The organism is Candidatus Planktophila versatilis (assembly GCF_002288105.1).
GTDB lineage: Bacteria > Actinomycetota > Actinomycetes > Nanopelagicales > Nanopelagicaceae > Planktophila > Planktophila versatilis.
In genome coordinates, this window is sequence record NZ_CP016774.1 from 719,471 (window position 1) to 746,353 (window position 26,883).

Below are 26,883 nucleotides of genomic sequence, written 5' to 3' on the forward strand. Positions count from 1 at the left end.
ACCTCATTTAATACCATCGGCTAGCGCCCCGAGTGAGATAGGAGTGGCAATCGGTCTATTGCTATAGCCAATTCGTTCAAGATCTGTGACTTCGCATTGGGTTTGACTTGCGATAATTTCACTGACATTGCGAGAACAGATTCGGCCCTGACACATCCCCATGCCGGCGCGGGTGAATAGCTTTGATGTTCTTGCGTCATTGGCTGATAGCTCTGTAACCGAGGCGCAGATTTCACCAAGTGAAACCTCTTCGCAACGACAGATGTTACTTTCCGGCGCTATCCATCCCTGCCAGCCATTACCCACGGGATAACTCACTTGTAGAGCTGTCGCAAATTTCTGCGATCGATATCGAGCAAAGTGCAAGCGCAGCGGGATGGTAAGACCGAGAGCTGACAGCGCTGCGATGCGACCTTCGATCAGCGCTAAGTCAGCCCCGCCAATTCCGGTGGCTTCTCCAGCAATCCAAATATTTTTTGCCGAACTTCGCTGTTCACCGTCGACGGCAAAGATAACTGTCCCATCACGGTCTACCGCCTGCTTGCACCCGAGAATTCCACCTAGCGTGACATCGGGAGTAAATCCCCAACCCGCGGCAATGACATCACACTCAACATCAAAATCCTTTTGCTTGATTCGCAACTCTGAATCTATCTTTGCAATAGTTGCACTTTTTCCATCAAAGGCAACTACTGCGCGACCAAAGCTCACCTTCAATTTGTACTGAGCTATTTTTCTAGCGTAATAAATCAGTTCAAATGATTTCTGTGGATTAAGTAGCAGCGCCAGTGGCGACTTAATCCAACGAAGCGGTGAGTGTGCCTCAATAATTCCGGCAACATCTGCTCCCGCAGCGGCGAGTCCGACCGCAACTGGCAAGAGAAAAGGACCTGTTCCTGTAATTAGAATCCTCTGCCCGGCAATCACGTTGTGACCTTTGAGAAGTGCTTGCGCTGCACCAGGTGTCATGACTCCTGGCCGCTCCCACCCAGTAAATGGAATGGCGCGATCGTGGGCCCCGGTCGCAAGAATAACTCTTTCAACTGTTATTGATGATTCAATCCCAGCCGCAAGATAGTTGAGAGTAATTCCATTTTCAGTGTGAACTGCGCTCCAGATCTGAGCACGACTGATGTAAGTGATCTTCTCATTTTCATGAAGAGCTCTTAAATACTTGGCTGATCGCCCAGATTTATATCCCTCTACCTGCGACAAATGTCTCCAGTACTGCCCACCAGGACGTGGGGCCGAATCAATGACCACTACCTGCTCATTGTTCTCAGCCACTGTCATGGCAGCTGCCAGACCTGCCGGGCCAGCGCCAATAATCGCAATCATTTGCTGCTCACAATCTGATCATCCTGTTGGATTTCGACCAGACATGCTCTTTGATTTGCAACACCATTGACTACAACTACGCAATCAAAACAAACGCCAATGCCACAGAAAATCAGCCTTGGTTCGTTATGAAAGCGAGTTGTTCGCAGCTCTCGCACGCCCGATGCCATCAGCGCTGCCGCAATCGACTGACCCTGCGCACCTTCATAACTATCTCCGTTGAAGGTAAAGGAAATCTCGCCACTGAAGTTGTTGCTCACAATAAGACCTCAGCAAATCTCTTCGGTGAGAAAACAGCCGGGTCCATAAATGATGGGCGACCAAGAATGGTGTCGGTGATTAGGGCAGCCGATCCTGGTGCAAGTCCGATGCCCGCTCCTTCATGTCCGGCGGAATGCCACAATCCTTTTACTTTGTAATCTTCACCGATCAAAGGAAGATGATCTGGTGCATAAGGTCTAAAGCCGCGATAGACGCGCAGGAGTTGGACATCGCGCAAGATAGGAAACAACGATGTTGCCTGGGCAGCTAGCTTGCGCACAATTTCGTAGTTCATGGTGGAATCAAAGCCAACTCGCTCACGACTTGCTCCAATAAGAATGGTTCCGCTGCGAGTTCCCTCTACCACCGTACTGGTCTGTAAATCGGCATCACTGCTGGCCACATTGACTACATAGTCTGAGTCATAGACCTTATGGAATATATATTGCGGGGCGGGTTCGGTTACCAAGATAAAACCACGTCTAGGTGCAACAGGTAGATGTGATCCCGCCAGCGATGCTATTTCGCCCGCCCATGTGCCAGCTGCATTGATAACAATTGGCGCCGAATACTCTCCAGTGCTCGTCTTGACACTTTTTATCGAGTCATCAGCGATAGTGAAACCAAGAACTTTCGAACGCATCACCAGCTCTCCACCCCGAGCAATCACGCTCTGAATAATGCGAGCAGCAGCAAGCATGGGTTGGCATTGAGCGTCTTGCGGATAGAAAACTCCTGATGAGAGTTCTGGATGCAGATACGGTTCCAGTTCATGAAGCCGCTTGGAATCAAGTTTTTCAGTGACAACGCCATGCTCTGACTGAGATCGCGCCAGCGCCATCAGCTGTGAGTTATCTGAGCGTGCTACCACCACACCTCCCTTGGCTTCTAACTCAAAGGAGTCCCCCACATCTTCTTGCATCTCAAACCAGAGATCGCGAGATCTCAGCGCAAGAGTGAGCTCAGGACCAGGATCTTTATCTGAGACAAGAATGTTTCCCTCACCGGCTCCAGTTGTTCCGCTAGCTACCGTGCCCCGGTCGATTATCAATACTTTGAAACCAGCATTAGTGAGCGATAGCGCAGCGCACGCACCAACGATTCCAGCACCGATAACTATTGCATCTGGATTCTTCATCTTCTCAACCCAAGATTTCTTTATGCACAGCAGCAAGATCGTCATCTGTGGCAGCTGCCATATCCCATGGCTTATGTAGTCCGTCGTTATCCCATCGTGGAATGACGTGCATGTGTAGATGAAAGACAGTTTGCCAGCCAGCTTCCCGATTCATTTGAAAGATGGTCATTCCTTCTGAACCCAACTTCTTGTGCAATAAATCAGCTACCTCTTTAGTGGCAGCAGCTACTGCGCCATAGCTCTGTGCATCTAACTCGTGAATATCTGTGAAATGCTGCTTAGGAATCACTAACGTGTGCCCCTTAGCAGCAGGGAAGATATCGAGGAAGGCATAGCAATTATCGTTTTCAAAGACTTTCCTAGATGGCACAGAGCCTTCAACAATCTTGCAGAAGAGACAATCGCTCATGCAGCTAACTCTATTCTTTTGATTCGCTCACGAGCAATCCTTTGTGAAGGAGATTCATGGCCGAGCATGTAGGAGAGAAAATCAAGTAAAACCCGGCTTACCTTCAGCCATCTCTTGGATTTTGGCTTCAGCCCCAGGACGGTGAGAAATGGTTCATCGATTGTGGCAATGGCTGCATTGCGCAAGATCGCATAGAAGAAGAGCCCTCCCTTGCTAAATGGAGGCGCGAGAATAAATCGCACGATAGGTGGCGTCATCGCGATAGCTGCAACTTCATCCTTAACAAACCTTGCAATCTCAGCATCTAATTCACGCATGGACTGTGGAGCAGAATTAAGCCCTAGCGGTTTGGCGCTCTGTGACCACTCGCGGATGTATTGATCACCTATGCGTTCTGTGTCATAGCCGAGTTCTTGGTAAGTGCGCAAGAAGGAATCAGTGAAAGCACAGTGCACCCACAGTAAATATCTAGGATCACTTGCCGCATAAGGGCGAATTTCGTTCTTGCCATCCGGGTAATTGCCCACAACGCGCTTATGAATTTCATTCACTCTCCCGGCTTCGCGTTCTATAGCTTCGGTCGATCCAAAGGAGGTGATAGTGAGCCAACGAGTGGTGCGCTCAAGGCGTCCTAATGGATCAGAGTCATATTGTGAATGTTCTGCCACACCTGTGAGTGCAGCTGGATGTGCCGCCTGCATCAGTAACGCTCTGATTCCGCCCACAATTGTTGAGATACAGCCGTGTACTTGCCACACCGCACTGCCAGGCCCGAAGTAACCGATGTCATCACCAATTGCCATCTGCGCAGACCATGCAGGTGCACCGCTGGCATCTCCGGAAACTGTCTTTCTAAAGGAGTCTGCCGCGCGCTTTCCACCGAGAAGGGCGACAATTTTATGCACGATGAAAGTTTAACAAAGATGCAACTTAATGCGATTCGATAAATAACCGAGAGTTTTCAAAGATGATTTCGGCATCATAATCAAGCGGGGCAACGTGATAGCTATTAACCAACTCAATTCTGCTCTTTTCACGTGAGGCTATTCCTTTCAGAATAATCTCGGTGTTAGACACTGGAAGGGTGTGGTCTTCGGTGCTGTGAAAGAGCTGAACTGGCAAGGTGACTTTGGGTAACTGCTTGCGAGTGACGCTACACATCTTCAGTAGTTCATAGACGCCCACAATGGCATTGGCGTCATAGCCAGCCTCAGTCACTCCTGGGCGCTTGAGGTCATCACCAATAGCCGAGCGAAACTTCTGAAAGCGACTGAGGAGCCAAGCCAATTGCGCGGGCACAAACCTGATGTGGATCATGGGATTAACCAAAATCAAACCCGCAAGTTCCTGTGAGTAGCGCGCTGCAATATTTAAAGAAGTGGTTCCACCCATCGAAAACCCAACAAGAAAAACTTTCTCGCAAATAGCCAGCAATGACTGTAATTCACTCTCCACCTTGGCTGGCCATTCTTGCCACTTCACTAGGTTCAGATCTTCGACTTTCGTGCCATGACCCGGAAGTAACGGAACGTTGACGGTGTATCCGCGGGCGTTTAGATACTCCGCCCATGGACGCATCGAGGCTGGAGAGCCGGTAAAACCATGAACTAGAAGAACGCCGATCTTTGCATTGGCCCCGTGTCCTACCGCCTGCCAATCACGCAATAACTCAATCGGAACGCCGTGGATGCTCATATCGAAAATGGTATGGCGTAAGCAATGTCAGAGCAATCACATACAGTTCGTTGCGTGAACGACAATTCCTGGCAATCAACGTTGCAAGATCTTGGTCGTCCCCTGCTGGAAACAACTTTCGTTGTTATTGATTTGGAGACCACTGGTGCTGGCCCGCATATCGGCGCTGCTATTACCGAAATTGGTGCGGTCAAAGTTAAGGCAGGTAAAACTCTTGGTGAATTTGAAACCTTCATCAATCCTGGTCATCCAATCCCCGATTACATCCAAGAACTCACCGGCATCAACGACTCCATGGTTCATCAGGCTCCCTCAATATCTACTGTTCTGCCCTCACTCTTTGAGTTTCTTGGTTCTCATCAAGAGACGGTACTCGTTGCGCAGAATGCCCCCTTTGATCTCGCCTTTCTTAAGCACTACGCGCGAGTGCACGATTTCCCATGGCCGGCATTTACTGTCCTCGATACCGCGATCATCGCGCGCAAGGTTTTAACTCGGGATGAAGTGCCGAACTGTAAGTTGGGAACTCTTGCTGCCTTCTTTGGAACCCAGACCACTCCTAACCATCGCGCACTTGATGATGCCCGGGCAACAGTTGATGTCTTACATGGATTAATTGAGCGCCTTGGCTCCTTCGATATCTATACCTTGGAAGAACTTCACAACTTTGGCAAAAAAGTTAAGAAGCCGAAATCTGGGAAGTAAGCGCCGCCCATTTCTTGAGTAACGCACTAGCTGCTCCAGAATCGACAGCTTTTGTTGCACGCGAAAGCCCAGCGGTGAGTCGCTGCTTAACATCCGAATCTAAGTCGCCTTCGAAAGCGGCAATGGCTGCGGAAGCATTAAGTAGAACCGCATCACGGGGTGCACCCAGTTCACCTGCAAGAATGGCAAGGCTGATGCGTGCATTCTCAGCTGGATCTCCCCCAACAATGGCTGATAGCGGTGCATTGGAGAGACCAAAATCTTTTGCATCAATTCGATCACTTGTGACGACATCTTTCCCAATAGAGAGAATGGTCGTTGTTGTCGCTATCGTAATTTCATCAAGCCCATCATCGCCGCGAAAGACAAAACCATCGCAGCCTTTGGCAGCCAATACTTGCGCCATCACTAAATGCATCCGTTCATTGGCAACACCCACAGCTGCTGCCTTTGGCTTGGCCGGGTTGGCTAGCGGACCCAGAATATTAAAGACTGTTGAAACGCCAAGTTCTTTTCGAGCTGGTGCAGCAAATCGCATAGCGGGATGAAAAATCGGAGCGAAGCAGAAACCAATGCCTAGCTCCCGCACTGTGCGCTCCACACCTTTGCCATCAAGGCCCGGTACTACACCTAAGGCTTCCAGGAAATCAGAGGCGCCAGACTTGGATGAGACAGCGCGATTGCCATGTTTAACTACTCGAGCACCAGCTGCGGCTGCAATGATTGCCGCAGTTGTTGAAATGTTGATGGTGTGTGCGCCATCTCCGCCAGTTCCCACGGTGTCGACTGCGCGTTCTGTGATATTGATGGGCGCTGCGTGTGCATACATCTCGGCAACGAGTGCTCCTACTTCATCAGCGGTTTCACCCTTGGCTTTAAGCGCGAGCAGAAAGCTCTTGATCGATTCCACATCAGCGTTTCCATTCAAGATTTCCCGCATCACAAACCGAATTTGCTCCGGTTTCAAATCTCTGCCCGCGTTGAGGATTTCTATACTCGCAGCAAAATTTCCATCAGCAAGTGATGAGCCCATGGCGCCTTCGTTTCCCGTCTTGTCTAAAGCGTGGAAAGTGCAGTTGTGCGAGTACGAAGAAGATCTGCGACCGTGGCCGAAAGTGTGAATGGATCAATCGGGTGAAGCACATTTGCCTCTGCCCGAGACCACGCTGCCAGCCAGGCATCAGCTTTGCGGCCAGTGATAACCAATACTGGTGGGCAATTGAAAACCTCGTCTTTAAGTTGGCGCGCGATTCCAAGGCCGCCTTCCGGAACAGATTCTGCGTCGAGAATGAATAAATCAATTGGCTTATCGGTTCCTGGCTTCTTGCCATCGACAAAGAGTCGAAGGGCTGCCCCGGTGGCGAATTCATGAATCACGTGTTCGGCCATCTCAGGTGCTACTCGATTTCCCAGGGCGCCAATAATCGCTTCCCTCACAGATGAATCATCTGAGAATAAAACAATGGAGTATTTACGCTCTTTACTACTGTGGGACTCGGACATGAGCGAAGTCTATTCTGGATAATCCGGATGTCGACTCTCATTTTTTGGTGACCCTTTTCACCTATTTCCAAGGGCAAATCGGGCCTCCGGGCGGGGGCTTAAATAGGTCAGTTCGCACCTTTTCGGGAATAATGGCGCCCATGACTAGCACTAGCGTGAGCTCGCACCACAAGATAACCCGCCCTAACTTGGTGGCGGTCGGAACGATTGTGTGGCTATCAAGTGAGCTGATGTTTTTTGCCGCACTCTTTGCCATGTATTTCACAACGCGCGCTGTGCAAGGTCCAACTATCTGGCTTGAATCTACTGAAGTTCTTAATATTCCATTTGCTGCATTTAACACCACGGTACTTGTTCTCTCCTCTGTCACCTGTCAGTTCGGTGTCTTTGCCGCAGAGCGCTACCAAGCAAGACGCACCGGATCACTTTTCAAATTCACCGAATGGGGAATGCGCGAATGGTTCTCACTCACATTTCTTATGGGTGGCTTCTTCGTCGCTGGGCAGATTTATGAGTACGCACACCTTGTTCTCGAAGGACTCACTCTTTCATCCAATGCCTACGGTTCGGTTTTCTACCTCGCAACTGGGTTCCACGGTCTGCACGTAACAGGTGGTCTCATCGCATTCCTGATCGTCATGGTTCGCGTTGCTAAAGCTCGTCGTTTTACACAAGGTCAAGCAACAACTGCAATCGTGGTTTCCTACTACTGGCACTTCGTAGACGTTGTTTGGATCGCTCTCTTCTCTGCTATTTACCTCATCAAATGATTAAGAACGAATTGAAAGGAACACTGTGAAGCGTCTTTCTCGGCTACGTAGACATCGAGCGACAGGTCCAATCCTGCTGATCTTTGCTCTCTTCACCATCGGCACAACCTTCCAAGTTGCAAGCGCCGTCGATGCCGAACAAACGACAACAATCGCAGCCCGCTCTGCTGCTATCGATGAAGGTCGTGAGATTTTCCTTAAGGGCTGTTCTTCTTGCCACGGACTTAACGCAGAAGGCGGCGAGATCGCTCCTTCTCTGATTGGAGTTGGCGCAGCATCAGTAGATTTCCAGGTAGCAACAGGTCGCATGCCGATGGGAGACATGAGCGTGCAAGCGATGCGAAAGACCCCGGTATATAACGCCGAAGAGGTCTATGCACTCGCCATGTATGTCGCATCCCTTGCCCCCGGACCAGAAATTCCAACCGAGGAGATGTTGAACTACGAACGCGATGGTTCTACTGCTGAAGGTGGCGAACTATTTAGAACTAACTGCGCGATGTGTCACAACTTCGCCGGGCAAGGTGGCGCACTTACCCAAGGTAAATATGCACCCACTGTGATGGGAGTAGAACCTGTTCATATCTATGAAGCAATGATCACCGGTCCGCAATCAATGCCTGTATTTAGCGATAAGACAATTACCCCTGAAGAAAAACTCTCCATGATTAAGTGGATCAAGGCTGCCGAAGCAGAACCTCAGTTGGGTGGAGCCGCCCTCGGTCGTGTTGGTCCAGTTACTGAAGGTTTGCTTGTGTGGACACTCGGAATCGGACTGCTTATTGGTGTTGCGGTCTGGTTAGCAGCGAAGGCGAGATAGATAGATGTCTAACGAGATAGAACTCATCAAAGATCCAGGTCTGCCAGCACATGTTCATCGCCGCGCAGATACTGACCCAAAGGCTGCTGTTCGTGCCGAGCGTCAGGTAGCAACGCTCTTTATTCTCTCCGCCCTCGGAACTGTCCTTCTTGTTTACTCATATCTCTTCGTCGATGAAGACATTTTCTTCTTCATTCCAGTTCTAGGAAATACCAATGCTCACCAGCTTGGCCTGGGAATGGGAATGGCTATCGCGCTCTTCTGTATTGGTGCAGGTTTGATTCACTGGGCCAAGACACTGATGCCTGACGAAGAAGTAATTGCCCAGCGTCATGAATTTAAATCTGAAGATGAAGACCGGGAAGATTTTGTTAAGACTGTTAAAGCTGGCGCCGCCGCTGCCGGTCTTGGTCGCAGACCACTGATTAAGCGCACGCTAGGCGCAGCCCTTGGTCTCTCTGCTATCTCACCGGTGCTTCTACTAGGTGACCTCGGTCCACTACCTGGAAACAAACTTAAGACAACATCGTGGAAGAAGGGCACTCGCCTGGTTACTGATCCAGGTGATCGCCCGCTACGTCCGGAAGATTTGGAAGTAGGCGCAGTAGCTCAGACACTCCCAGCGATAGCACCTGGCGAGCACCGATCTTTAAATGACATTGGAAAAGATGCGGTGCTACTTATCCGTCTTCGCCCGGAAGAATTTAATCTCGATGCCGAGCGACTTTCCTGGACCTATGAAGGAATTATTGCCTTCTCGAAGATCTGTTCTCATATGGGATGCGCTGTTGCCCTCTATGAGCAGCAGACAAAACATCTGCTCTGTCCATGTCACCAATCAACATTCGATGTGACTCGCGCAGCCAAGGTCATCTTCGGACCTTCAGCTCGCCCACTTCCACAGTTGCCAATTACAATTGATGCCGAGGGTTACCTCGTGGCACAAGCACCATTTAATGAACCCGTCGGACCTAGTTTCTGGGAGCGCTCAAGATGACAGCACGCGAAAGAATCGCCGGTAACGTCGCAGGATATGTCGATGATCGCACAGGTGCGGCCAAGTGGATGAAGAAGAATCTCACCAAGGTCTTCCCCGACCACTGGTCATTCTTGCTCGGTGAAATCTGTCTCTACTCTTTCGTCATTCTGCTTCTCTCCGGAACTTTCCTTACATTTTGGTTTGATCCATCAATGCGCGAAGTCGTCTATGAGGGTTCATACGAACCGTTAAAGGGCTTGGAGATGTCAGCGGCATACGCATCTACTCTCGATATTTCATTTGAAGTTCGTGGCGGATTACTCATGCGCCAGATTCACCACTGGGCCGCACTCATATTTATGGTGGGAATTGTCGTGCACTTGATGCGCGTCTACTTCACCGGCGCATTCCGTAAGCCTCGTGAATTTAACTGGATTATCGGAGTTGGACTTCTCACTCTTGGGATCGTGGAAGGCTTCTTGGGTTACTCACTTCCCGATGATCTTCTCTCCGGTACTGGTATCCGCATCGCGGAAGCAATTATTCAAGCCCTTCCTGTAGTTGGTTCCTACCTTGCCTTCTTCGCCTTCGGCGGCGAATTTCCGGGTGTCGCTTTCATCCCACGTATCTATACCGTGCACGTGCTCTTGCTTCCAGGAATCTTCCTGGCACTCATCACTGTTCACTTAATGCTTGTTTGGTACCAGAAGCACACCCAGTTCCCAGGCCCGGGTCGCACCGAGAAGAACGTTGTTGGTTATCCACTGATGCCGGTCTATATGGCTAAAGCTGGCGGATTCTTCTTCATTGTCTTTGGCGTTACCGCTTTTCTTGGCGCGGTCGCATCGATTAACCCCATCTGGTTATACGGTCCATACACGCCAGGACAAGTCTCGGCCGGCTCCCAACCCGATTGGTATATGGGTTGGCTAGATGGTTTGGTTCGTATGGCTCCCCCACTTGAAACAGTCACCTTCGGATACACCACCTCTTGGAACATTTTGATTCCTGGACTTATCTTGCCCGGCATCATGTTCACCGCCCTAGCGCTCTATCCATTTATTGAGAGCTGGGCAACTGGAGATAAGCGCGAGCATCATCTGCTTGATCGTCCACGTAATGCACCAACACGCACGGCAATCGGTGCGATGGCGCTGACATTCACACTTGTCACACTTCTCAATGGCGGTAACGACATAATTGCAACAACATTTGATCTCACCATTAATCAGATGATGTGGTTCTCTCGCATTGGTGTCATTGTCTTGCCGCCTCTTGCATATGTGATTACCAAACGCTTATGTCTTTCACTACAGCGCGCTGATCGCGATCTCGTTCTCCACGGGCGCGAGACCGGACGCCTGGTTCGCATGCCTAGCGGTGAATTCACTGAAATTCATGAGCCAATCTCACCTGAAAAGGCTTGGCTGCTCACTTCCCACGAGCAACTAGCACCACTTGAACTTCCTGATCTAGACGGCGGCGGAGTTCGCAGACCAGGGGCAATCAAGAACAAGATTCGTAATCGCATCTCACGCTCGATGGCAACAGCGGTGCCAAAAGCAACTGAGTCAGAGCGCAAGGAACTTGAAGGTCGTCACTAATAAGAAAGAACTAGTTCTGTAGAACTAAGGCAACGCCCAGTGTGGTCATCGCAATTCCGATGAACCCCAGGGCGTTGATCTTTTCGCCAAAGAGAATATAGGTCTCTAGCACTGCTATCGGTGGCACGAGATAGAACAAGGATGAGACCTTGGCAGCCGAACCGCGATTGAGCAGCCAAAAGAGCAAGAGCACTGCCGCAATCGATGTGACAAGCACCGCCCAGAGCATTGCAAATAAGCCGGTCTGGGTGAGGTGGAATTCAGTCTTACCTAGCGCAACAGAGAGAATCAGCAGAACTACGCCAGAGATTGCAAACTGATAGGTGGTACCAATTAAAAGCGGAATTGCGTGACCAATTTTCTTCTGCATCAGGGTCGCAACCGTGCTTCCCAAGAGTGCTAGGACCAGTAGCCCGAGTGATGTTGTCGTAAAGTGTGATGTGCCAGAGAGCTTTGGTAAGACGACAAGAAAGACTCCAATGAATCCCAGTACTAAACCGACTACCTGCTTTCTAGTTAAGGGTTCACTCAATAATCGAATGGCGATCAGGGAGACCAGCACCGGCTGCATACTTGTAATCACTGAAGATAGGCCTGCTGGTGCTCCCAAGCTGATGGCATACCAAACTCCCGCTAAATACATACCGTGAAGAGTGATTCCAATTGCTAGTGAGGCGAGAAAATCACTCCGAGAGAGCTTTAACGGGGCTCGAAAAATAATCGCCAGCAGCAGCAGAATGAGTGCGGCTAGAAGTAATCTGATTGCGAGAAAATAGAGCGGATCCCCTGATGAAAATGCGTACTTTGAGACTGGAAATCCTGAACTCCAGATCAGGACGAAGATCCAGGGCGCAAGTGCTACCAGCTTTCGCACAATATCCTTGCGGCAGCTTCGCTAGTGATTCTTAGTGATTGCTACTGGTCAGTGGCTTTTCGTACTCAGTGACCATGCCAATGATGCTGATAATGAGCGCACCTAGCGCAATCAGGGTGAGCCACCAGCCAATGATGAGACCAAGACCCATGGCAGTTGCACTTAGCGCAACCGGAAGTGGCCACCATGAATGTGGACTATAGAAACCAAGTTCACCGGCATCATCTGCTATCTCAGCATCGACATTATCTGAAGGAATATCAAAGCCAATTCGCTTCTGCGTAAACCAGATATAGAAGCCGACCATGCCAGCTAAACATGCTGCCAGGATCATGCCGGTAATACCAACTGCTTCGCCACCGACGTAGTAATAAACCACTGACATAATCACATAGAAAATAGAGAGTCCGGTAAAGAGTTGCCAATTAGCCTTCATGCTTAGTGACCTTCTGTCTTAATGTGAGGGTGGTGCAAATCAAATGCTGGTCGTTCAGAGCGAATGCGTGGCATAGATGTGAAGTTATGGCGTGGTGGTGGACACGATGTTGCCCACTCGAGGGAGGAGCCATAGCCCCAAGGATCATCGACTTCAACCTTCGGTGAATTACGGGTAATCCAGACGTTGACGAAGAACGGAATCATGGAAAGAGCCAGTAAGAATGAACCAACCGTTGAAATCATATTCATCTCGGTGAAGCCATCGGTTGCTAGGTAGTCGGCATAGCGACGAGGGAAGCCCTTAATACCTAACCAGTGCTGAATCAGGAAGGTGAGGTGGAAGCCAAAGAAGAGAGTCCAGAAGTGAATCTTGCCTAGGCGTTCATTGAGCATGCGTCCGGTCATCTTTGGCCACCAGAAATAGAAGCCAGCGAACATAGCAAAGACCACGGTTCCAAATAAGACGTAGTGGAAGTGCGCAACCACGAAGTAAGAAGCAGAGACAGCGAAATCAAGTGGTGGTGAGGCCAGGATGATTCCGGTGATTCCACCGAAGAGGAATGTGACGAGGAATCCCATGACCCAGAGCATCGGTGTTTCAAAGGTGACATGGCCGCGCCACATGGTTCCGATCCAGTTAAAGAACTTCACACCGGTGGGGACACCGATAAGGAATGTCATAAAGGAGAAGAAGGGCAAGAGCACTTTTCCACTAGCAAACATGTGGTGCGCCCACACTGCAACCGAGAGAGCTGAGATGGCGATAGTTGCAGCAATCAAACCTTTATAACCAAAGATTGGTTTACGGCTAAAGACCGGCAAGATTTCAGTTGCGATTCCAAAGAATGGCAGTGCCAAGATATAGACCTCAGGGTGACCAAAGAACCAGAACAAGTGCTGCCATAACATGGCTCCGCCGTTTGCCGGATCAAAGATATGTGTTCCATAGAGTCGATCTGATTCAAGTCCAAAGAGCGCTGCGGCCAAAGGTGGGAAGGCAAGCAGAACAAGAATTGAAGTCAGGAGAACGTTCCATGAGAAGATGGACATGCGGAACATCGTCATTCCAGGTGCGCGCATCGTAAAGATTGTTGTAATGAAGTTAACGCCGCCCAGGATTGTGCCAAGGCCTGAGATAGCAAGACCCATTACCCAGAGGTCGCCACCAATTCCCGGAGAGTAGGTTGAGTTAGCAAGAGGTGCGTAGGCAGTCCAACCAAATGATGCCGCTCCCCCGGGAGTTAAGAAACCGGCAACGGCTTGAATTGAACCAAAGAGAAAGAGCCAATAAGAAAGCATATTAAGACGAGGGAAGGCAACATCTGCTGCTCCGATTTGTAGCGGCATGATGACGTTTGCAAAACCAACAAAGAGCGGTGTGGCAAACATCAGCAACATGATCGTTCCGTGCATGGTGAAGATCTGGTTGTACTGCTCCACGCTAATGAACTGCATTCCTGGACGGGCAAGCTCGATGCGGATGAGAAGTGCTAGAACTCCGGCAAAGAGGAACCAGAAGAATGATGTTGCTAGGTAGAGATAACCAATGCGCTTGTGATCCGTTGAGGTGATTGTCTTTACGAACTGAGAGCCTAAAGATGTCTTTTGGACTCCCTGGCGCGGAGCTGCAATCGTTGGACGTTCTGCATACGTGGTCATGCTGCGCTCGCCTTCAGTGAGTCAAGATACTTCTGATAATTCTCTGGTGAAACTACCTTCACCTTAAAGAGCATTTGTGAATGGTTTCGCCCGCACAAGATGTTGCATCGACCCGGGAACTCACCAATTTTATTGGCAGTAAATTGCAAGTGGTTCGTCTCTCCCGGCAAATTCTGCATCTGAATCATGAAAGCCGGAATCCAGAAACCGTGCACCACATCGTTGGCATTTAAGGTAAAGCGCACACTCTCGCCCTGTGGAAGATAGAGAGTTGGTGGTTGTGCCGGTGTGCCGGTAACAACTGCATCCTCTCCCGCTTCTGGGTATGAGAACTGCCAAGACCATTGGAAGCCATCAACTGAAATCTCATGCTTGACCGGTGTTGTTTTATCAACAATCTTATTTTCTTTTATGACGGTGAAGTAGAAGAGCACTGCCACGATAATGAAGGGAATAACGGTGTAAAGAATTTCAACTGGAACGTTGTATTGGGTCTGCTTCGGAAATTCACCTTTACTAGCGTTAGCTCTATGAAAAACAGCTGGCCAGAGAATTAAAATCAGAGTGAAGACTCCAACTACTCCGGCCGCAATCCATGAGCCCTGCCAGAGCGAGAGTGAAATGTCATTGACGCTAGAGACTCCCTTAGGAAAGCCCATTCCAGAAACATTGTTCAGATCAAATGAGCAACCGCTGAGGAGAAATAGCGCCGGCAGTATTGCCGCCGCTACTCGGAGTGGGCGCCAGTTGCGTGGTGCGTCTAAAGACATGGGTTAAGGATAGTGGCGAGAAGTGCATGCGCCCATTCGAGGCAGTAGCGTTCATCCGGTGGTACGTGTCACAGGAAACTTCACATCAGAGTCGCCTCTTTCCGAGGTAGTTCGTAGCGCCCTGCTGTCCGCCTTTGACCAAGGATGGGCTGATCCGAAGAAACTTTCGCAGTCATCGGCCCGAGCGGCAATTCTGGGAAATCAAGCCTTGGAAAATATCGCTGCGAATTTGAAGGTGCCGGCAGATTCCTTGGAAGTCCTTGGCGAACCCGCTCTTGGCCACTACTTGGCTATCACCGGCCTGCTTCGAGATGACCTCACCTTTGCATACTCGGCTACCGATAAAGGAAAAATCAGAGCGATAGCACGATCTCATCGTGGAGCCATTACGGAATTACAGGTCGATGATCAGGGGGCGATTAACTCTGCTCAAATTCCACAGAATTCAGTGCTCTCATTGCAATTAGCCAATGGTGAAACTGGCATTGTGCAGGACTCACAGAGACTTGCAGGACTATCGAATTTCGTAGCCGTCGATGCAACATCTTCCGGCCCCAGAATTGCGCTACCTGATCATTGGGATACCGCACTCTTTGACGCCCGTTCTTGGTATGGCCCTGGCGGGTTAGCTATTCTTGCGATTAAGAACAAAACCCAATTCGCATATCCGCTGCCTCATATTGCTCCAATAAAATCACCCGGAACATTTTCGCTGCCCTTGCTGATAGCCGCATCAGTTGCACTGGAAAACTTCACTCCCGAAGAGGCCACACTTCGTGAGTTCGCAATATCTGAATTAGCTGCAATTCCTGGTGTGCGCATGGTCGCCCCACAAGCGCCTGCTACTACTAACGTTTTCTCGATCGTCGTCGCTGGCTTTAATGGAGAGCATTTGGTGCGCGAGCTAGCTGCGCGATCACTTGATGTAGATTCAGGCTCTGCCTGCTCCCCCGCAGACCTACAGCCCAGCCATGTATTGGCAGCGATGGGTTATCCGACCGATGGACATCTGCTCATCACTTTAAAATCTGGGATGACTCGCGCAGATATTCAAGCTTTAGTAAGCGCGATTTCTGAGATTACGTCTTAAGCGGGAAGGTGGCTGGCAATTTCACTTGCCGCTTTATCTCCATAAGCCTCGGTGAAGCGAGTGAGAAATTCAGCGCTGGTAAATCGATATTCCTGAGTACCAGTAGTTTCAATCACATAGGTAGCAATCATTGAACCAAGTTGGGCGCACCGCTCATGCGATAGTCCCCAGGCAAGCCCGGCAACGAAGCCAGATCTAAAGGAATCACCGACACCAGTTGGATCCACTTTTGCTTTCTCTTTGGCGCATCCGACTTTAATGAATGTTCCATCAACACTTTCAACCCGGGCGCCATCTGAACCCAATGTGACAATCCGATATTTGACTCGCTGCAGAATTTCGTGATCACTCCACCCGGTCTTTTGAATAGCAAGTGCCAACTCATATTCGTTCATAAATAGGTAGGTAGCGCCATCAATAAGCTTCTTGATTTCTTCACCGTTCATGCGCGCCATCTGCTGGGAAGGATCAGCTGCCACCGCGATTCCCATCGCAATCGCCACTTCTGTGTGACGCAGCATCGCCTCCGGATCATCTGGAGAAACAACCAGGATGTCGAGTTTTCCTACCTTGTCGATGATTGGCTTTAGCTCAATGTTGCGAGCCTCTGACATGGCACCGGGAAAAAATGATGCAATCTGATTGAGCTCAGTATCTGTTGTGACAGTGAAGTGAGCAGTATGTTGCTCGGTAGAAACTAGTGCGTGTGAAGTGTCCACGCCATGGCGTGTGAGCCAGGCATCGTAATCAGCGAAATCTTTACCTACCGCAGCAATCAAGATTGGGTTAAGTCCCAGAACTCCAAGGCCGAAAGCGATATTGGCGGCGCATCCACCGCGACGAACATCTAGACCATCGACAAGGAATGAGAGCGAGACTTTTTCAAGTGAACCAGCGACCAGTGAATCTGTGAACTTGCCCGGAAAGGTCATCAGGTGATCTAGCCCAACAGAACCTGCAACGCCAATTTTCATGGGCGCAATCTATCGAGAGATTCTCAGTAAAAGGTGGGGTTAGTTAAATGAATCGCCGCATGCGCATGAACCTTGCGCATTTGGATTATCAATGGTGAAGCCCTGCTTTTCGATGGTGTCTACAAAATCAATTGAAGCGCCCATCAAATATGGATCACTCATCTTGTCTACGACAACTTTGACGCTACCGAATTCACGTGCGATATCGCCATCTTGTGCGCGGTCATCGAAGTAGAGCTGGTACTTAAGACCAGAGCAGCCACCTGGTTGCACTGCCACACGAAGATAGAGGTCATCGCGACCTTCTTGAGCTAAAAGGGCTGAAACCTTTGCGGCCGCGACATCAGTAAGTGTGATGCCAGTTGTAAGCTCGACAGGAGTTGAAGTCATTTCAGTAGTCATGTGGCTAAGAATACTCGCGCCGGGTTGCCGTGGCGAACCGAAAGAGATGACAATGCTCCCGTGTCTATCTCACTCTCAGATCTGCTCGTCTTAGGCCAAGGCAAAGACCTAGCCTCTGAACGGGGAGTCTCCTGCTCGGGTGAGTTACCGGCTGCAAGTGACCCCACCTTAGTTGAGAGAGCGATAGCTGCCCGAGCCACATTAGGTGATCGAGCCCTGATCCTTGGTCATCATTACCAACGCGATGAAGTCATCCGCTTTGCCGATATCACTGGTGATTCATTTAAGCTCGCACAAGCCGCCGCCGATCAAAGTTCGGCAGAGTTCATATTTTTCTGCGGAGTGCATTTCATGGCCGAAAGTGCCGACATTCTGACTAGCGCAACACAGAAAGTCATACTTCCGGATCTAGCTGCTGGTTGTTCTATGGCAGATATGGCCACGGCCAATCAAGTGGATCAATGTTGGAAAGATCTTGAGAAGTTAGGTGTTGCCTCCCGCACGACGCCAGTGACATATATGAATTCATCTGCAGCCATCAAGAGTTTCACCGGCGAACATGGTGGAACTATTTGCACCTCATCAAATGCGCAGAAATCACTTGAGTGGGCTTTTGCTAAATCCGAGAAAGTCTTGTTTATGCCCGATCAACACCTAGGGCGAAATACCGCTGTGCTATCTCTTGGCTTATCACTGGAAGATTGCGTGCTCTGGAATCCATGGAAACCAATGGGCGGGCTCACCGAAGATGAAATCCGTAGGGCCAAGATGATTTTGTGGCGCGGACATTGCTCAGTTCATGGTCGCTTTTCAATCGAATCAATTCATGAGGTACGTGCGCGGATTCCTGGCGTGCAAGTGATTGTCCATCCAGAGTGCCAATATGAGGTTGTCTCGGCGGCGGATGTTGTGGGAAGTACTGAAAGAATTATTCAGATTGTTTCGCAATCAGCTCCTGGCAGTAAATGGGCGGTCGGTACCGAGTTGAACTTAGTCTCTAGGCTGGCTGCCAATAATCCAGATAAGGAAGTTGTCTTTCTGGATAAGACGGTCTGCTACTGCTCAACCATGAATCGAATCGACCTGCCGCACCTGGTCTGGTCGATGGAGTCCATCATTGCCGGCCACATCGTTAATGAGATTAAGGTCGATCCACGCGTAGCAAAGTATGCAAAGTTGGCTCTAGAACAGATGCTCGCTCTATAGTTGCGCCCATGACTGAATCAACTGACGATAAAAAAGGTCGCCCTACTCCTAAGCGCAAAGAGGCCGAAGCTGCACGCAAAGTTTCTTCAATCGCCCCCGCATCTACTAAGGCAGAGAAGGCTCGCGCTAAAGAAGCATCACGCGCCGCACGTGTAGCGCAGCGCGCTGCATATCTTCGCGGAGATGAGAGCGCACTTCCTGCGCGCGATAAGGGGCCGGTTAAGAAATTTGTTCGTAACTATGTTGATGCCCGTCGCTCAGTGGGCGAATATTTCTTGCCGATTATCTTCGTCGTTCTAGTTCTGACCCTGATTCCATCTAGGATCTTTCAGCTCGGCAGTATCTTCATTATGTATGCGGTACTTCTCACCTCAGTAGTTGATGGATTCTTCCTCAGTCGAAAACTCAAGACAGTAGTGACCGAAAAATTCCCAGGCGCTGAACTCAAAGGAATTGGAATGTATGGCTGGCTGCGATCCACCCAGATGCGCAGAATGCGTACGCCAAAGCCAGCAATCAAACGCGGAGATTCTTTCTAAACTTCTTTACTTAAGCGCGTGGTCTAGGAGTTTTATCTTGATCGGCTCTGCGTTCGGGTAAATCCCCCAGGATTTTATCGATAGTTGCCATCACATCGAGTGAGAGCTTTACTCCAGCCGCTTTAACATTTTCTTTCACCTGAGCCGGTTTTGTAGCACCCATGATTGCCGAAGAGACATTCTCGTTCTGCAATACCCAGGCCAGCGCAAGCTGAGAAGTAGTTAAGTCATGATCTGCCGCTATCGGTTTCAGATTTTGCACAGCAACCAGAATTTCATCTTTCATAAAGGCTGAGATAAAACCTGCTCCGCTCTTCTTATCCGTTGCCCTTGAACCGGCCGGAGGTTTCACGCCCGGCAGATACTTGCCAGTGAGAACTCCTTGCGCCATCGGTGACCAAACAATCTGACCGATTCCCTCTTTCTTCGAAAGCGGAACAACTTCGGCTTCAATCACTCGCCAGAGCGCAGAATATTGCGGTTGGCTGGAGACAAATCGGTTGTATCCACGTGCATCTTGAATCGCAAGTGCCTGGGCTATCTGTGGGGCGGTCCATTCCGAGAAACCGATGTAGTGAACTTTCCCCTGGCGAATCAGATCATCGAAGGCGCTTAAGGTTTCTTCTAGCGGTGTTTCCACATCAAATCGATGTGCCTGATAAAGATCGATGTAATCAGTTTTTAGACGCTTGAGTGAAGCGTTGCAAGATTCCATAATGTGTTTACGAGAGAGTCCACGATCATTTTTTCCAGGTCCAGTTGGCCAGTAAACCTTGGTAAGTAATTCATATGATTCACGGCGCACGCCTTTGAGCGCTCTACCCAAAATAACTTCTGCCTTGGTTCCAGCGTAGACATCGGCGGTATCAAATGTTGTGATGCCGCAATCGAGGGCAGCCTTCACACATTTTGCAGCTGCCTCAGATTCAACTTGGGATCCATGGGTAACCCAGTTTCCATATGAAATCTCTGAGACATACATTCCTGAACTTCCGAGGCGTCTATATTCCATATCACCCACCTTATGTCCTTGCGTGGCTAGTTGCCAAGGGTCACCTCATGTGGTTTTCTTCGACCACAACTTAATAGATATCTCCGTGGGGGAAGTTCGGTGCAAATCCGACGCTGACCCGCAACCGTAAGAGCAGAAGCTTTAACTTCTAATCAAGTCGGATTACCCACCTAGATATTTGCAATAGACCAACACCCGCCGAGGTTTGCGGGGTGTAGTCCAAGAGTTACTAGGCCTTCCGTGCTTAGCGCTTGCGAGCTACCCCTGTGAGACTCTCTAACACAGGAGACTCCAGTACATGAAGCACAGTAAAACAGCATCACTCATCGCGATCATCTTGATCGCTTCCCAAGCCATTTCAATGGCACCATCTCAAGCAGCAGCTACTAAGGGATACCGCTATTGGGGTTACTTCCAAGCAGCACCAGGTGCCACCACGTGGACTGCGGCAATGACAGGCCCAACCGTTGATATCAAAGATGGCGCAGTTGAAGGATGGTCGTTCGTATTTAGCAGCGATGACATTCCATCGGTAGCACCTTCAGTGAAGGCTAATTTCACAGCTATCTGTGGAAATACAAAGGCGGTTCCTGGCAAGAAACGCATCGCACTCGTTGTTGATTTTGGAAACAAGGCATACGCACCTGCAGGTGAAATGGTGCAAAAGACAATCACTCGCTGCGTTACCACCGCGATGAGCTCACAAGGTATTGATGTCTTGGGCCAAGTAGTTAAAGTCCGCGCAGCTAAATCAGGGCTCATCTGCGGCTTTAATGGATATCCAAAGAAGGAATGTGGCGTGGAGATCAAAACTCCGGCCGCACTTCTCAAGAAGTAACTAGCAACACTTATGACTAAACCGCTACACCCACTGACTATGTGGGTCTGGTCGCTGATTCTCGCAATTGGAATCGTGGCTTTAGATAACATCTGGGTGGCACTTGCCACAGTGGGTGTAGCGGCCTTAGTTGTCTACCTACGCAGAGATGGTTCGCCTTGGAATGCAACCTTCTGGTGGTCTCTTCGAGTCGGAGTTTTCATCATCGCAATCCGCGCACTCATGGGAGTACTCATCGGTGTTCCGATTCCAGGAACCGAACTCTTTCGGATTCCAATCCTCGAGCTACCCTCCTGGATGCCCGGAATCCGTATCGGCGGCGCAGTAACCCTGGAACGACTCTCTTCATCTATTCACGAGGGTGTCATCATCGCCACCATGATCGCTCTCTTCGGAGCGGCGTCAGCTCTGACTAGTCCACACAAATTGCTCCGAGTCTTGCCCGTATTCATTTATGAAATCGGCATCACCCTTGTAATTGCAACCTCCGTCTTTCCACAACTTGCACAGAGTGTGAAACGAATAAGAAGGGCGCAACAGATGAGAGGCATCGATAAAGTCTCGCTGCGCTCTATCGCCCTGCCATTACTGGAGGAAACTCTCACTCGCTCTTTGCAGCTGGCGCAATCAATGGATTCACGTGGTTATGGTGTGAGCCGAAAGAGGTCTCGCTATCGCCCCGCACCGTGGCTTGCTCGTGATTTTTACTTTGTGATAACGGCTGTGGCCGCGGCAACTGTGATGGTCGCATCATGATTACCTTTTCCAATGTTTCACTGATCTATCCGCACTCGACCAAGACAATCTTGGAAGACCTCACTTGCCAGATCGCTGAAGGTGAAATGGTCTTAGTCATGGGCCAGACCGGATCTGGAAAATCTTCACTCTTACGTCTTATCAATGGCCTTGTTCCCCATCACACGGGTGGAATCCTGGCTGGTGACATTACAGTCGATGGAATTTCTACGCGCGAGGTAAAGCCCGGCTCCCTCGCTCACTTAGTAGGAATTGTTGGACAGAACCCCATCAATGGTTTTGTGACAGATATTGTCGAAGAAGAGATTGCATTTGGCATGGAAGCTCTTAATTTCGCACCTGATGTGATGCGAAAGCGGGTCGAGGAAGTCCTTGATTTACTCAGTCTGAACTCGGTTCGTAATCGAGCAATCAGTTCGCTCAGCGGTGGTGAGCAACAGCGTGTGGCCATCGCCTCAGCGCTGGTAATGCACCCCAAAGTATTGGTTCTTGATGAACCGACCAGTGCATTGGATCCGATAGCGGCCGAAGAAGTTCTCTCTGTCTTGCACCGCCTGGTGCACGATCTCAGCGTCACTGTCATCATTGCCGAGCATCGTTTGGAACGAGTGATTCAATTTGTTGATCGCATCATCTATATCGAAAGTGATGGCGAAACTTCCATTGGTAGCGCCGAAGAGATACTTGAAAAATCAACTCTTGTTCCGCCAATTATCCGACTAGCCCGCGCGCTGAACTTAAGTGAATTTGGAACGAGTGTGCGAGAAGTGCGCCGGCTTACAACTGAAGTCAGAAATATTGATACCCAGGTGGTGGCACAGCCACGACCGTCAACTTCACCCGTGATCGAAGTGGACTCACTTCAGATTCAATATGGCGACGATGTTGCGCTGCATAAGATTTCGACCGTTATCGGCCAAGGAGAAATTGTTGCTCTGATGGGACGCAATGGAGCTGGTAAGAGTTCGCTTCTTGAAGCCATTGTGGGAGTACTAAACCCCAATGCTGGTTCGGTGCGGGTTTACGGTGGCGATCCGGCTGAGCTGGCAGGAAGTAAACGACGAGAAACGATTGGTTATGTTCCACAAGAGCCGGCCGATTTACTCTATGGCCAAAGCGTGCGAGGTGAGTGCACGCAAGCCGATGTCCAAGCTGGCCTTACGCCAGGCACCACACTCGCATTCTTAAACAGACTTGTTCCGGCAATATCTGAGACTGCACATCCCCACGATCTATCCGAAGGACAGCGGTTAGCACTCGTACTGAGCATTGTGCTCTCTGGAAATCCGAAACTTCTCATTCTTGATGAGCCCACTCGAGGTTTGGATTATCAAGCAAAAGCACTCTTTACACTTGCACTCAAAGAGTATGCCAAAACACTTAATAACCCCGTTCTACTTGCCACACACGATGTTGAACTTGTTGCCGAATTAGCTGACCGAGTTATTTTCTTAGCAGAAGGTGAAATAGTTGCCGATGGTTCTACCCTCGATGTTTTACTGAGTTCGCCCGCCTTTGCACCACAAGTTGCAAAAATTATGTCTCCGCAACCATGGCTCACAGTTGATCATGTTGTTGCAGCGTTAGCAGCAAACTCATGAAAACCAAGAACATACTCATCTTCTCGAAGCTACAGTCCTTGGTGCTAGCTGCAACGAGTACGGTGGGACTACTTGGATTCTGCTGGCCATTTCTAATCTCTACGCAAGTTTCGCATCCGCAATGGATTTTTCTCTGTGCTACTCCACTTGCACTCGCGCTCTTTCTGATCAGTGTCAGTAACGGTTCACTCGATGCAAAATCAGTCGCCCTCCTTGCTCTGCTTTGCGCGCTAGTTGCTGCCCTGCGTCCTCTTGGAACGGGTGCGGTGGGCCTTGAACCTATGTGGTTCCTCTTAATCTTAAGTGCGCGAGTTTTTGGTCCATCATTTGGCTTTCTCCTCGGAGCACTTTCCATGTTGCTATCAGCGCTCATCACTGGCGGCACCGGACCGTGGCTGGCATATCAATGTTTTGCCGCAGCCTGGATTGGTCTTGGAGTTGGGTTACTCCCACGCAAGGTGCGCGGAAAGAAAGAGATTGCACTTCTCGTTTTTTATGGAATTCTTGCCGCCGAATTCTTTGGAATCGCCATGGATTTGCAATTCTGGCCATGGTTTTTGGGGGTCGACTCTCAACTTTCATTCACTGCTGGTGCACCGATATCTGCCAACTTGAGTAACTTTCTGAGTTACCACTTCTTATCTGCCATGGCCTGGGATATTCCCCGTGCGATATTCACGTCGGTTCTGATAATTTTGACCGGGGCACCCGTACTTGGAGCGCTGCGACGTGCTCATACGCGCGCTGCATTTCTCTCACCAATTGAATTTAGAAATTTAACGACTAGCGAACGTGCGATGGGGAAAAAGGCAACGAAGCTATAGTTGCCAAAGATGTGCGCCCTCGCACATCTATCACTACTTCATCACCTTCGCTCAACCCTGGATTAATCAGTGCCAGTGCAATTCCAGCTTTTAGTGACGGGGAGAAGGTTCCGCTTGTGACGACTCCTACTTCCGCACCTTGCATATCTTTCACAACCATTCCCGCGCGCGGAATACCGCGATCATTTGATTTCAGGGCGCGCAGTGTGCGAACAGTGCCCTCTTCGCGCTCGGCACGTAGCGATGTGGCGCCGCGAAAATTCACTTTCTTCCATCCGATTGCCCATCCCGCACTTGCCTGAACTGGTGTGATCTCTAGCGTGAGTTCATGACCGTGTAATGGATAACCCATCTCAGTGCGCAAGGTATCTCGGGCTCCTAGTCCGCATACCTCGCCATCGAATGCTTGCATCGCTTGCACTAGGACATCCCACACAACTTCGGCATCATCCCAACGTGGAACGATTTCATATCCATGTTCACCGGTGTAACCAGTTCGGCAGAGAATCACATCGCAACCACCAATCATGACGTGAGCAAAAGCCATGTAATCCATCGTTGGGTTAACTCCCAAGCTTTCAATCACTGCCTGCGCGTCGGGGCCTTGCAGCGCTAACACCCCGAATTCTTCATGAAGATTGGTGACCGAAATTCCCTGTGGGGCTTGGGATTGCAGAACGCGAACTACATCAGCAGTATTTGATGCATTTGGGATTAAGAAGAAATCCTCATCACTATTCTTATAGGCAATTAGGTCATCAACAACTCCACCATCATCGTTGCAGAGCAGGGTGTATTGGGCCTTGCCATCAGTAATTCGGCTCAGATCATTGGTAAACATCAGATTGAGAAATTCCAGCGACCCTGGTCCGCTCACACTGGCTTTGCCAAGATGGGAAACGTCAAATAACCCAACCCGCTCGCGCACCGCCTTGTGCTCAGCAAGAACTCCAGCTCCGGGGTATTCAATCGGCATCAACCAACCACCAAAGTCGGCCATCTTGGCTTGGCGCTGGATATGTTTCTGATGCAAAGGTGAGTTTTTCACGATGACAACTTACACTTACCCAACATCTGAACTCTGTATCGCCATCACGAAAACTGGGCGAGAGAATCGAAGGAGCAATTAATGACAACCATCCGCCTCACCGACGGAATCGTGAAAGACGATGTGCTGGTTGTTGGTCTCGCGTCAAAAGTTGGAAAGAGTGCCAAGGCTTCATTTCAGATTGAATCTGGTGACCTTCCCTTTGACACCAAACCTCTGCTACAAGCCCTCAGTGATTTAGGTGCGACAGGAAAAGCCGATGAAGTAATTAAAGTTGCCGGCATCACAACTCGCTTGATTATCTTTACCGGACTCGGAAAAGTTTCATCATCTTATGACTCTGAAGTACTACGTCGCGCGGCTGGCGCCGCCGCTCGCTCGCTAGCCGGACATGCCAGTGCAACTTTCGCACTGCCCGCCAAGGATCTCCGCAGTCTGACTGCTATCGCCGAAGGAGCTGGACTTGGAAGCTACCTCTTTGATTCATTTAGAGGTTCTACGAAGGATGCTCAAAAGTCTCCCCTAAAAAACATCACCCTCTTCTCACTTCTAGCCCCAACACCTGCAGCAAAGGATGCTGCTCACTCAGCCGAAGTGATTGCTACCTATACCCATCTGGTGCGCGATTTAATCAACACTCCCCCAAGTCACCTCACACCGGAAAGTTTCTGCGCCGCAATCAGCGACGCTGTCAAAGTTGCTGGTGGCGCAGCTGTGGGGCTAAAAGTTTCAGTGATGAACGAATCGCAATTGAAATCTAAAGGTTTCGGTGGCATCACCGCTGTCGGTCAAGGATCGGTTAATCCACCAAGACTTCTGAACATTACCTACACCCCAAAGGGTGCGACACCGCAGAAGAAATATGCCTTCGTCGGGAAAGGAATTACCTTCGACACCGGTGGACTCGCGCTCAAGCCCGCCCTCGGTATGGAGGCGATGAAGTCAGATATGAGTGGAGCTGCGGCGGTGTGCGCAGCAACAATTGCTATCGCTTTACTGAAGTTACCGGTAGCTATCGAAACTTGGGCGCCCCTTGCTGAAAATATGGTGAGTGAGAATGCGACCAGACCCAGTGATGTCATCACCATCTATGGTGGAAAAACCGTGGAAGTTCTCAACCCTGATGCAGAGGGTCGTTTAGTTCTGGCGGATGCACTTGTGAAAGCACAGGAAACAAGTGACCTAGATGGAATCATCGATGTTGCAACTCTTACTGGCGCCCAAGTTGTCGCACTCGGTACTCGCACCAGTGCGGTCATGACTAACAATGAAGATTTCTCAGCTACCTTTTTGAGAGCGACAGAGATTGCCGGTGAATCTTTCTGGCCCATGCCACTTCCGGTTGAGTTACGTGCATCACTTGACTCCCCTGTTGCCGATATGGCCAATATCGGAGATCGCATGGGCGGCATGCTTGTTGCCGGTCTATTTCTTAAGGAGTTTGTCAGCGAAGATCTTCCCTGGCTACATCTTGATATTGCCGGCCCAGCATTTAACGAAGCTGCGCCCCATGGCTACACCCCCGTGGGAGGCACAGGTATCGCCCTGCGCTCTTTGGTCGAATTAGCGCGCGGCCAGTAGTCACTCTCTCGCGATTTAGCCTTAGGCGGCTAAGGCTGGCAAGATAACC

The 26,883-nt window shown here is 50.0% G+C and carries 29 protein-coding genes and 1 riboswitch; of the genes, 13 read left to right on the top strand and 16 right to left on the bottom strand.

Features of this window, described 5'->3' with window-relative positions; genetic code table 11:
* Window positions 1-3: 3 nt before the first annotated feature.
* Genes A1sIA79_RS03665 through A1sIA79_RS03690 form a run of 6 tightly spaced genes read right to left on the bottom strand, consistent with a single transcriptional unit; the run spans window position 4 to window position 4,841 of the window.
* A complete protein-coding gene (locus A1sIA79_RS03665) occupies window positions 4-1,338 on the bottom strand; it encodes an FAD/NAD(P)-dependent oxidoreductase (RefSeq protein WP_095674872.1) in 1,335 nt (444 codons plus the stop codon).
* Complete coding sequence (locus A1sIA79_RS03670) at window positions 1,335-1,598, bottom strand: (2Fe-2S)-binding protein (protein WP_223298112.1); 264 nt, start codon at window positions 1,596-1,598, stop codon at window positions 1,335-1,337. The genes A1sIA79_RS03665 and A1sIA79_RS03670 overlap by 4 nt, the downstream gene beginning before the upstream one ends.
* Window positions 1,595-2,737 (bottom strand): NAD(P)/FAD-dependent oxidoreductase, encoded by a 1,143-nt coding sequence (locus A1sIA79_RS03675; protein WP_095674873.1) that lies wholly within the window; start codon window positions 2,735-2,737, stop codon window positions 1,595-1,597. Before A1sIA79_RS03675 ends, A1sIA79_RS03670 begins: the two co-directional genes overlap by 4 nt.
* A 4-nt stretch (window positions 2,738-2,741) precedes the next feature.
* Window positions 2,742-3,146, bottom strand: a complete 405-nt coding sequence (locus A1sIA79_RS03680; protein ID WP_095674874.1) for an HIT family protein — start codon at window positions 3,144-3,146, stop codon at window positions 2,742-2,744.
* Window positions 3,143-4,051, bottom strand: coding sequence for an oxygenase MpaB family protein (locus A1sIA79_RS03685; RefSeq protein ID WP_095674875.1), 909 nt, complete (start codon window positions 4,049-4,051; stop codon window positions 3,143-3,145). Before A1sIA79_RS03685 ends, A1sIA79_RS03680 begins: the two co-directional genes overlap by 4 nt.
* 25 nt (window positions 4,052-4,076) lie before the next feature.
* A complete protein-coding gene (locus A1sIA79_RS03690; protein ID WP_095674876.1) occupies window positions 4,077-4,841 on the bottom strand; it encodes an alpha/beta hydrolase in 765 nt (254 codons plus the stop codon).
* A 24-nt stretch (window positions 4,842-4,865) separates the two neighbouring features.
* On the opposite strand from A1sIA79_RS03690, the gene A1sIA79_RS03695 reads away from it, so the two are divergent.
* Entirely contained in the window at window positions 4,866-5,546 is a 681-nt protein-coding gene (locus A1sIA79_RS03695) for an exonuclease domain-containing protein (RefSeq protein WP_095674877.1), read from the top strand.
* Here A1sIA79_RS03695 and trpD read toward each other — a convergent pair.
* Together trpD and A1sIA79_RS03705 are read right to left on the bottom strand one after the other, a co-directional pair.
* On the bottom strand, window positions 5,521-6,579 hold the full coding sequence (gene trpD / locus A1sIA79_RS03700) for an anthranilate phosphoribosyltransferase (protein WP_095674878.1): 1,059 nt from the start codon (window positions 6,577-6,579) through the stop codon (window positions 5,521-5,523). The genes A1sIA79_RS03695 and trpD overlap by 26 nt on opposite strands.
* Window positions 6,580-6,602: 23 nt before the next feature.
* The gene (locus tag A1sIA79_RS03705) at window positions 6,603-7,049 is read right to left on the bottom strand and encodes a response regulator transcription factor (RefSeq protein ID WP_095674879.1); all 447 of its coding nucleotides are present in this window, start codon (window positions 7,047-7,049) and stop codon (window positions 6,603-6,605) included.
* A gap of 140 nt (window positions 7,050-7,189) precedes the next feature.
* On the opposite strand from A1sIA79_RS03705, the gene ctaE reads away from it, so the two are divergent.
* The 4 genes from ctaE to qcrB are packed head-to-tail and all read left to right on the top strand — an operon-like array spanning window position 7,190 to window position 11,222.
* Window positions 7,190-7,819, top strand: a complete 630-nt coding sequence (gene ctaE, locus A1sIA79_RS03710; protein WP_095674880.1) for an aa3-type cytochrome oxidase subunit III — start codon at window positions 7,190-7,192, stop codon at window positions 7,817-7,819.
* A 25-nt stretch (window positions 7,820-7,844) separates the two neighbouring features.
* Complete coding sequence (gene qcrC / locus A1sIA79_RS03715; RefSeq protein WP_095674881.1) at window positions 7,845-8,639, top strand: cytochrome bc1 complex diheme cytochrome c subunit; 795 nt, start codon at window positions 7,845-7,847, stop codon at window positions 8,637-8,639.
* Window positions 8,640-8,643: 4 nt separating this feature from the next.
* On the top strand, window positions 8,644-9,636 hold the full coding sequence (gene qcrA / locus A1sIA79_RS03720) for a cytochrome bc1 complex Rieske iron-sulfur subunit (RefSeq protein WP_095674882.1): 993 nt from the start codon (window positions 8,644-8,646) through the stop codon (window positions 9,634-9,636).
* Window positions 9,633-11,222, top strand: a complete 1,590-nt coding sequence (gene qcrB / locus A1sIA79_RS03725; RefSeq protein WP_095674883.1) for a cytochrome bc1 complex cytochrome b subunit — start codon at window positions 9,633-9,635, stop codon at window positions 11,220-11,222. Before qcrA ends, qcrB begins: the two co-directional genes overlap by 4 nt.
* A gap of 10 nt (window positions 11,223-11,232) precedes the next feature.
* Here the strand turns inward: qcrB and A1sIA79_RS03730 are convergent, their stop codons facing one another.
* Genes A1sIA79_RS03730 through ctaC form a run of 4 tightly spaced genes read right to left on the bottom strand, consistent with a single transcriptional unit; the run spans window position 11,233 to window position 14,963 of the window.
* The gene (locus tag A1sIA79_RS03730) at window positions 11,233-12,096 is read right to left on the bottom strand and encodes a DMT family transporter (RefSeq protein WP_095674884.1); all 864 of its coding nucleotides are present in this window, start codon (window positions 12,094-12,096) and stop codon (window positions 11,233-11,235) included.
* 31 nt (window positions 12,097-12,127) lie between these two features.
* Window positions 12,128-12,532, bottom strand: coding sequence for a cytochrome c oxidase subunit 4 (locus tag A1sIA79_RS03735; protein ID WP_095674885.1), 405 nt, complete (start codon window positions 12,530-12,532; stop codon window positions 12,128-12,130).
* Between the two features lie 2 nt (window positions 12,533-12,534).
* Complete coding sequence (ctaD, locus tag A1sIA79_RS03740; protein WP_095674886.1) at window positions 12,535-14,193, bottom strand: aa3-type cytochrome oxidase subunit I; 1,659 nt, start codon at window positions 14,191-14,193, stop codon at window positions 12,535-12,537.
* The gene (gene ctaC, locus A1sIA79_RS03745) at window positions 14,190-14,963 is read right to left on the bottom strand and encodes an aa3-type cytochrome oxidase subunit II (RefSeq protein WP_095674887.1); all 774 of its coding nucleotides are present in this window, start codon (window positions 14,961-14,963) and stop codon (window positions 14,190-14,192) included. Before ctaC ends, ctaD begins: the two co-directional genes overlap by 4 nt.
* A gap of 22 nt (window positions 14,964-14,985) precedes the next feature.
* Between ctaC and A1sIA79_RS03750 the strand changes: the two genes are divergently transcribed.
* Window positions 14,986-16,053: an aminotransferase class V-fold PLP-dependent enzyme gene (locus A1sIA79_RS03750; RefSeq protein ID WP_095674888.1), complete on the top strand. Its 1,068-nt coding sequence runs from the start codon at window positions 14,986-14,988 to the stop codon at window positions 16,051-16,053.
* On the opposite strand, the gene A1sIA79_RS03755 is transcribed toward A1sIA79_RS03750, so the two are convergent.
* Together A1sIA79_RS03755 and erpA are read right to left on the bottom strand one after the other, a co-directional pair.
* On the bottom strand, window positions 16,050-17,027 hold the full coding sequence (locus tag A1sIA79_RS03755) for a carbohydrate kinase family protein (protein WP_095674889.1): 978 nt from the start codon (window positions 17,025-17,027) through the stop codon (window positions 16,050-16,052). The two genes, A1sIA79_RS03750 and A1sIA79_RS03755, sit on opposite strands and share 4 nt — an antisense overlap.
* Before the next feature lie 39 nt (window positions 17,028-17,066).
* Entirely contained in the window at window positions 17,067-17,429 is a 363-nt protein-coding gene (erpA, locus tag A1sIA79_RS03760; protein ID WP_095674890.1) for an iron-sulfur cluster insertion protein ErpA, read from the bottom strand.
* Between the two features lie 66 nt (window positions 17,430-17,495).
* Between erpA and nadA the strand changes: the two genes are divergently transcribed.
* Window positions 17,496-18,635: a quinolinate synthase NadA gene (gene nadA / locus A1sIA79_RS03765; protein WP_095675488.1), complete on the top strand. Its 1,140-nt coding sequence runs from the start codon at window positions 17,496-17,498 to the stop codon at window positions 18,633-18,635.
* A gap of 8 nt (window positions 18,636-18,643) precedes the next feature.
* Window positions 18,644-19,174, top strand: coding sequence for a DUF3043 domain-containing protein (locus A1sIA79_RS03770; RefSeq protein ID WP_095674891.1), 531 nt, complete (start codon window positions 18,644-18,646; stop codon window positions 19,172-19,174).
* A 10-nt stretch (window positions 19,175-19,184) separates the two neighbouring features.
* Here the strand turns inward: A1sIA79_RS03770 and A1sIA79_RS03775 are convergent, their stop codons facing one another.
* Window positions 19,185-20,186 carry an aldo/keto reductase family protein gene (locus A1sIA79_RS03775; RefSeq protein WP_095674892.1) on the bottom strand — a complete coding sequence of 334 codons (1,002 nt, stop codon included), beginning with the start codon at window positions 20,184-20,186 and terminating at the stop codon, window positions 19,185-19,187.
* A gap of 62 nt (window positions 20,187-20,248) precedes the next feature.
* A riboswitch (adenosylcobalamin (AdoCbl) riboswitch) is annotated at window positions 20,249-20,409 on the top strand.
* Between the two features lie 75 nt (window positions 20,410-20,484).
* On the opposite strand from A1sIA79_RS03775, the gene A1sIA79_RS03780 reads away from it, so the two are divergent.
* From A1sIA79_RS03780 to A1sIA79_RS03795, 4 genes are read left to right on the top strand one after another with little or no spacing between them, the layout of a single operon-like run.
* Complete coding sequence (locus tag A1sIA79_RS03780) at window positions 20,485-21,024, top strand: SCO2322 family protein (protein ID WP_095674893.1); 540 nt, start codon at window positions 20,485-20,487, stop codon at window positions 21,022-21,024.
* A gap of 12 nt (window positions 21,025-21,036) precedes the next feature.
* On the top strand, window positions 21,037-21,780 hold the full coding sequence (locus tag A1sIA79_RS03785; RefSeq protein ID WP_095674894.1) for an energy-coupling factor transporter transmembrane component T family protein: 744 nt from the start codon (window positions 21,037-21,039) through the stop codon (window positions 21,778-21,780).
* Window positions 21,777-23,381 (top strand): ABC transporter ATP-binding protein, encoded by a 1,605-nt coding sequence (locus A1sIA79_RS03790; protein WP_095674895.1) that lies wholly within the window; start codon window positions 21,777-21,779, stop codon window positions 23,379-23,381. The genes A1sIA79_RS03785 and A1sIA79_RS03790 overlap by 4 nt, the downstream gene beginning before the upstream one ends.
* Window positions 23,378-24,205: an ECF transporter S component gene (locus A1sIA79_RS03795; RefSeq protein WP_095674896.1), complete on the top strand. Its 828-nt coding sequence runs from the start codon at window positions 23,378-23,380 to the stop codon at window positions 24,203-24,205. Before A1sIA79_RS03790 ends, A1sIA79_RS03795 begins: the two co-directional genes overlap by 4 nt.
* Here the strand turns inward: A1sIA79_RS03795 and gcvT are convergent.
* Window positions 24,165-25,253 carry a glycine cleavage system aminomethyltransferase GcvT gene (gene gcvT, locus A1sIA79_RS03800; RefSeq protein ID WP_095674897.1) on the bottom strand — a complete coding sequence of 363 codons (1,089 nt, stop codon included), beginning with the start codon at window positions 25,251-25,253 and terminating at the stop codon, window positions 24,165-24,167. The genes A1sIA79_RS03795 and gcvT overlap by 41 nt on opposite strands.
* A gap of 81 nt (window positions 25,254-25,334) precedes the next feature.
* On the opposite strand from gcvT, the gene A1sIA79_RS03805 reads away from it, so the two are divergent.
* On the top strand, window positions 25,335-26,834 hold the full coding sequence (locus A1sIA79_RS03805; RefSeq protein ID WP_095674898.1) for a leucyl aminopeptidase: 1,500 nt from the start codon (window positions 25,335-25,337) through the stop codon (window positions 26,832-26,834).
* The last annotated feature ends 49 nt before the right edge of the window (window positions 26,835-26,883 follow it).

Coding starts and splice junctions, on each gene's coding strand:
- A1sIA79_RS03665 (WP_095674872.1), bottom strand. CDS start 1,338: ATGATTGCGATTATTGGCGCTGGCCCGGCAGGTCTGGCAGCTGCCATG.
- A1sIA79_RS03675 (WP_095674873.1), bottom strand. CDS start 2,737: ATGAAGAATCCAGATGCAATAGTTATCGGTGCTGGAATCGTTGGTGCG.
- A1sIA79_RS03680 (WP_095674874.1), bottom strand. CDS start 3,146: ATGAGCGATTGTCTCTTCTGCAAGATTGTTGAAGGCTCTGTGCCATCT.
- A1sIA79_RS03690 (WP_095674876.1), bottom strand. CDS start 4,841: ATGAGCATCCACGGCGTTCCGATTGAGTTATTGCGTGATTGGCAGGCG.
- A1sIA79_RS03695 (WP_095674877.1), top strand. CDS start 4,866: ATGTCAGAGCAATCACATACAGTTCGTTGCGTGAACGACAATTCCTGG.
- trpD (WP_095674878.1), bottom strand. CDS start 6,579: ATGGGCTCATCACTTGCTGATGGAAATTTTGCTGCGAGTATAGAAATC.
- A1sIA79_RS03705 (WP_095674879.1), bottom strand. CDS start 7,049: ATGTCCGAGTCCCACAGTAGTAAAGAGCGTAAATACTCCATTGTTTTA.
- ctaE (WP_095674880.1), top strand. CDS start 7,190: ATGACTAGCACTAGCGTGAGCTCGCACCACAAGATAACCCGCCCTAAC.
- qcrA (WP_095674882.1), top strand. CDS start 8,644: ATGTCTAACGAGATAGAACTCATCAAAGATCCAGGTCTGCCAGCACAT.
- qcrB (WP_095674883.1), top strand. CDS start 9,633: ATGACAGCACGCGAAAGAATCGCCGGTAACGTCGCAGGATATGTCGAT.
- A1sIA79_RS03735 (WP_095674885.1), bottom strand. CDS start 12,532: ATGAAGGCTAATTGGCAACTCTTTACCGGACTCTCTATTTTCTATGTG.
- ctaD (WP_095674886.1), bottom strand. CDS start 14,193: ATGACCACGTATGCAGAACGTCCAACGATTGCAGCTCCGCGCCAGGGA.
- ctaC (WP_095674887.1), bottom strand. CDS start 14,963: ATGTCTTTAGACGCACCACGCAACTGGCGCCCACTCCGAGTAGCGGCG.
- A1sIA79_RS03755 (WP_095674889.1), bottom strand. CDS start 17,027: ATGAAAATTGGCGTTGCAGGTTCTGTTGGGCTAGATCACCTGATGACC.
- erpA (WP_095674890.1), bottom strand. CDS start 17,429: ATGACTACTGAAATGACTTCAACTCCTGTCGAGCTTACAACTGGCATC.
- A1sIA79_RS03770 (WP_095674891.1), top strand. CDS start 18,644: ATGACTGAATCAACTGACGATAAAAAAGGTCGCCCTACTCCTAAGCGC.
- A1sIA79_RS03775 (WP_095674892.1), bottom strand. CDS start 20,186: ATGGAATATAGACGCCTCGGAAGTTCAGGAATGTATGTCTCAGAGATT.
- A1sIA79_RS03780 (WP_095674893.1), top strand. CDS start 20,485: ATGAAGCACAGTAAAACAGCATCACTCATCGCGATCATCTTGATCGCT.
- A1sIA79_RS03785 (WP_095674894.1), top strand. CDS start 21,037: ATGACTAAACCGCTACACCCACTGACTATGTGGGTCTGGTCGCTGATT.
- A1sIA79_RS03790 (WP_095674895.1), top strand. CDS start 21,777: ATGATTACCTTTTCCAATGTTTCACTGATCTATCCGCACTCGACCAAG.
- A1sIA79_RS03795 (WP_095674896.1), top strand. CDS start 23,378: ATGAAAACCAAGAACATACTCATCTTCTCGAAGCTACAGTCCTTGGTG.
- A1sIA79_RS03805 (WP_095674898.1), top strand. CDS start 25,335: ATGACAACCATCCGCCTCACCGACGGAATCGTGAAAGACGATGTGCTG.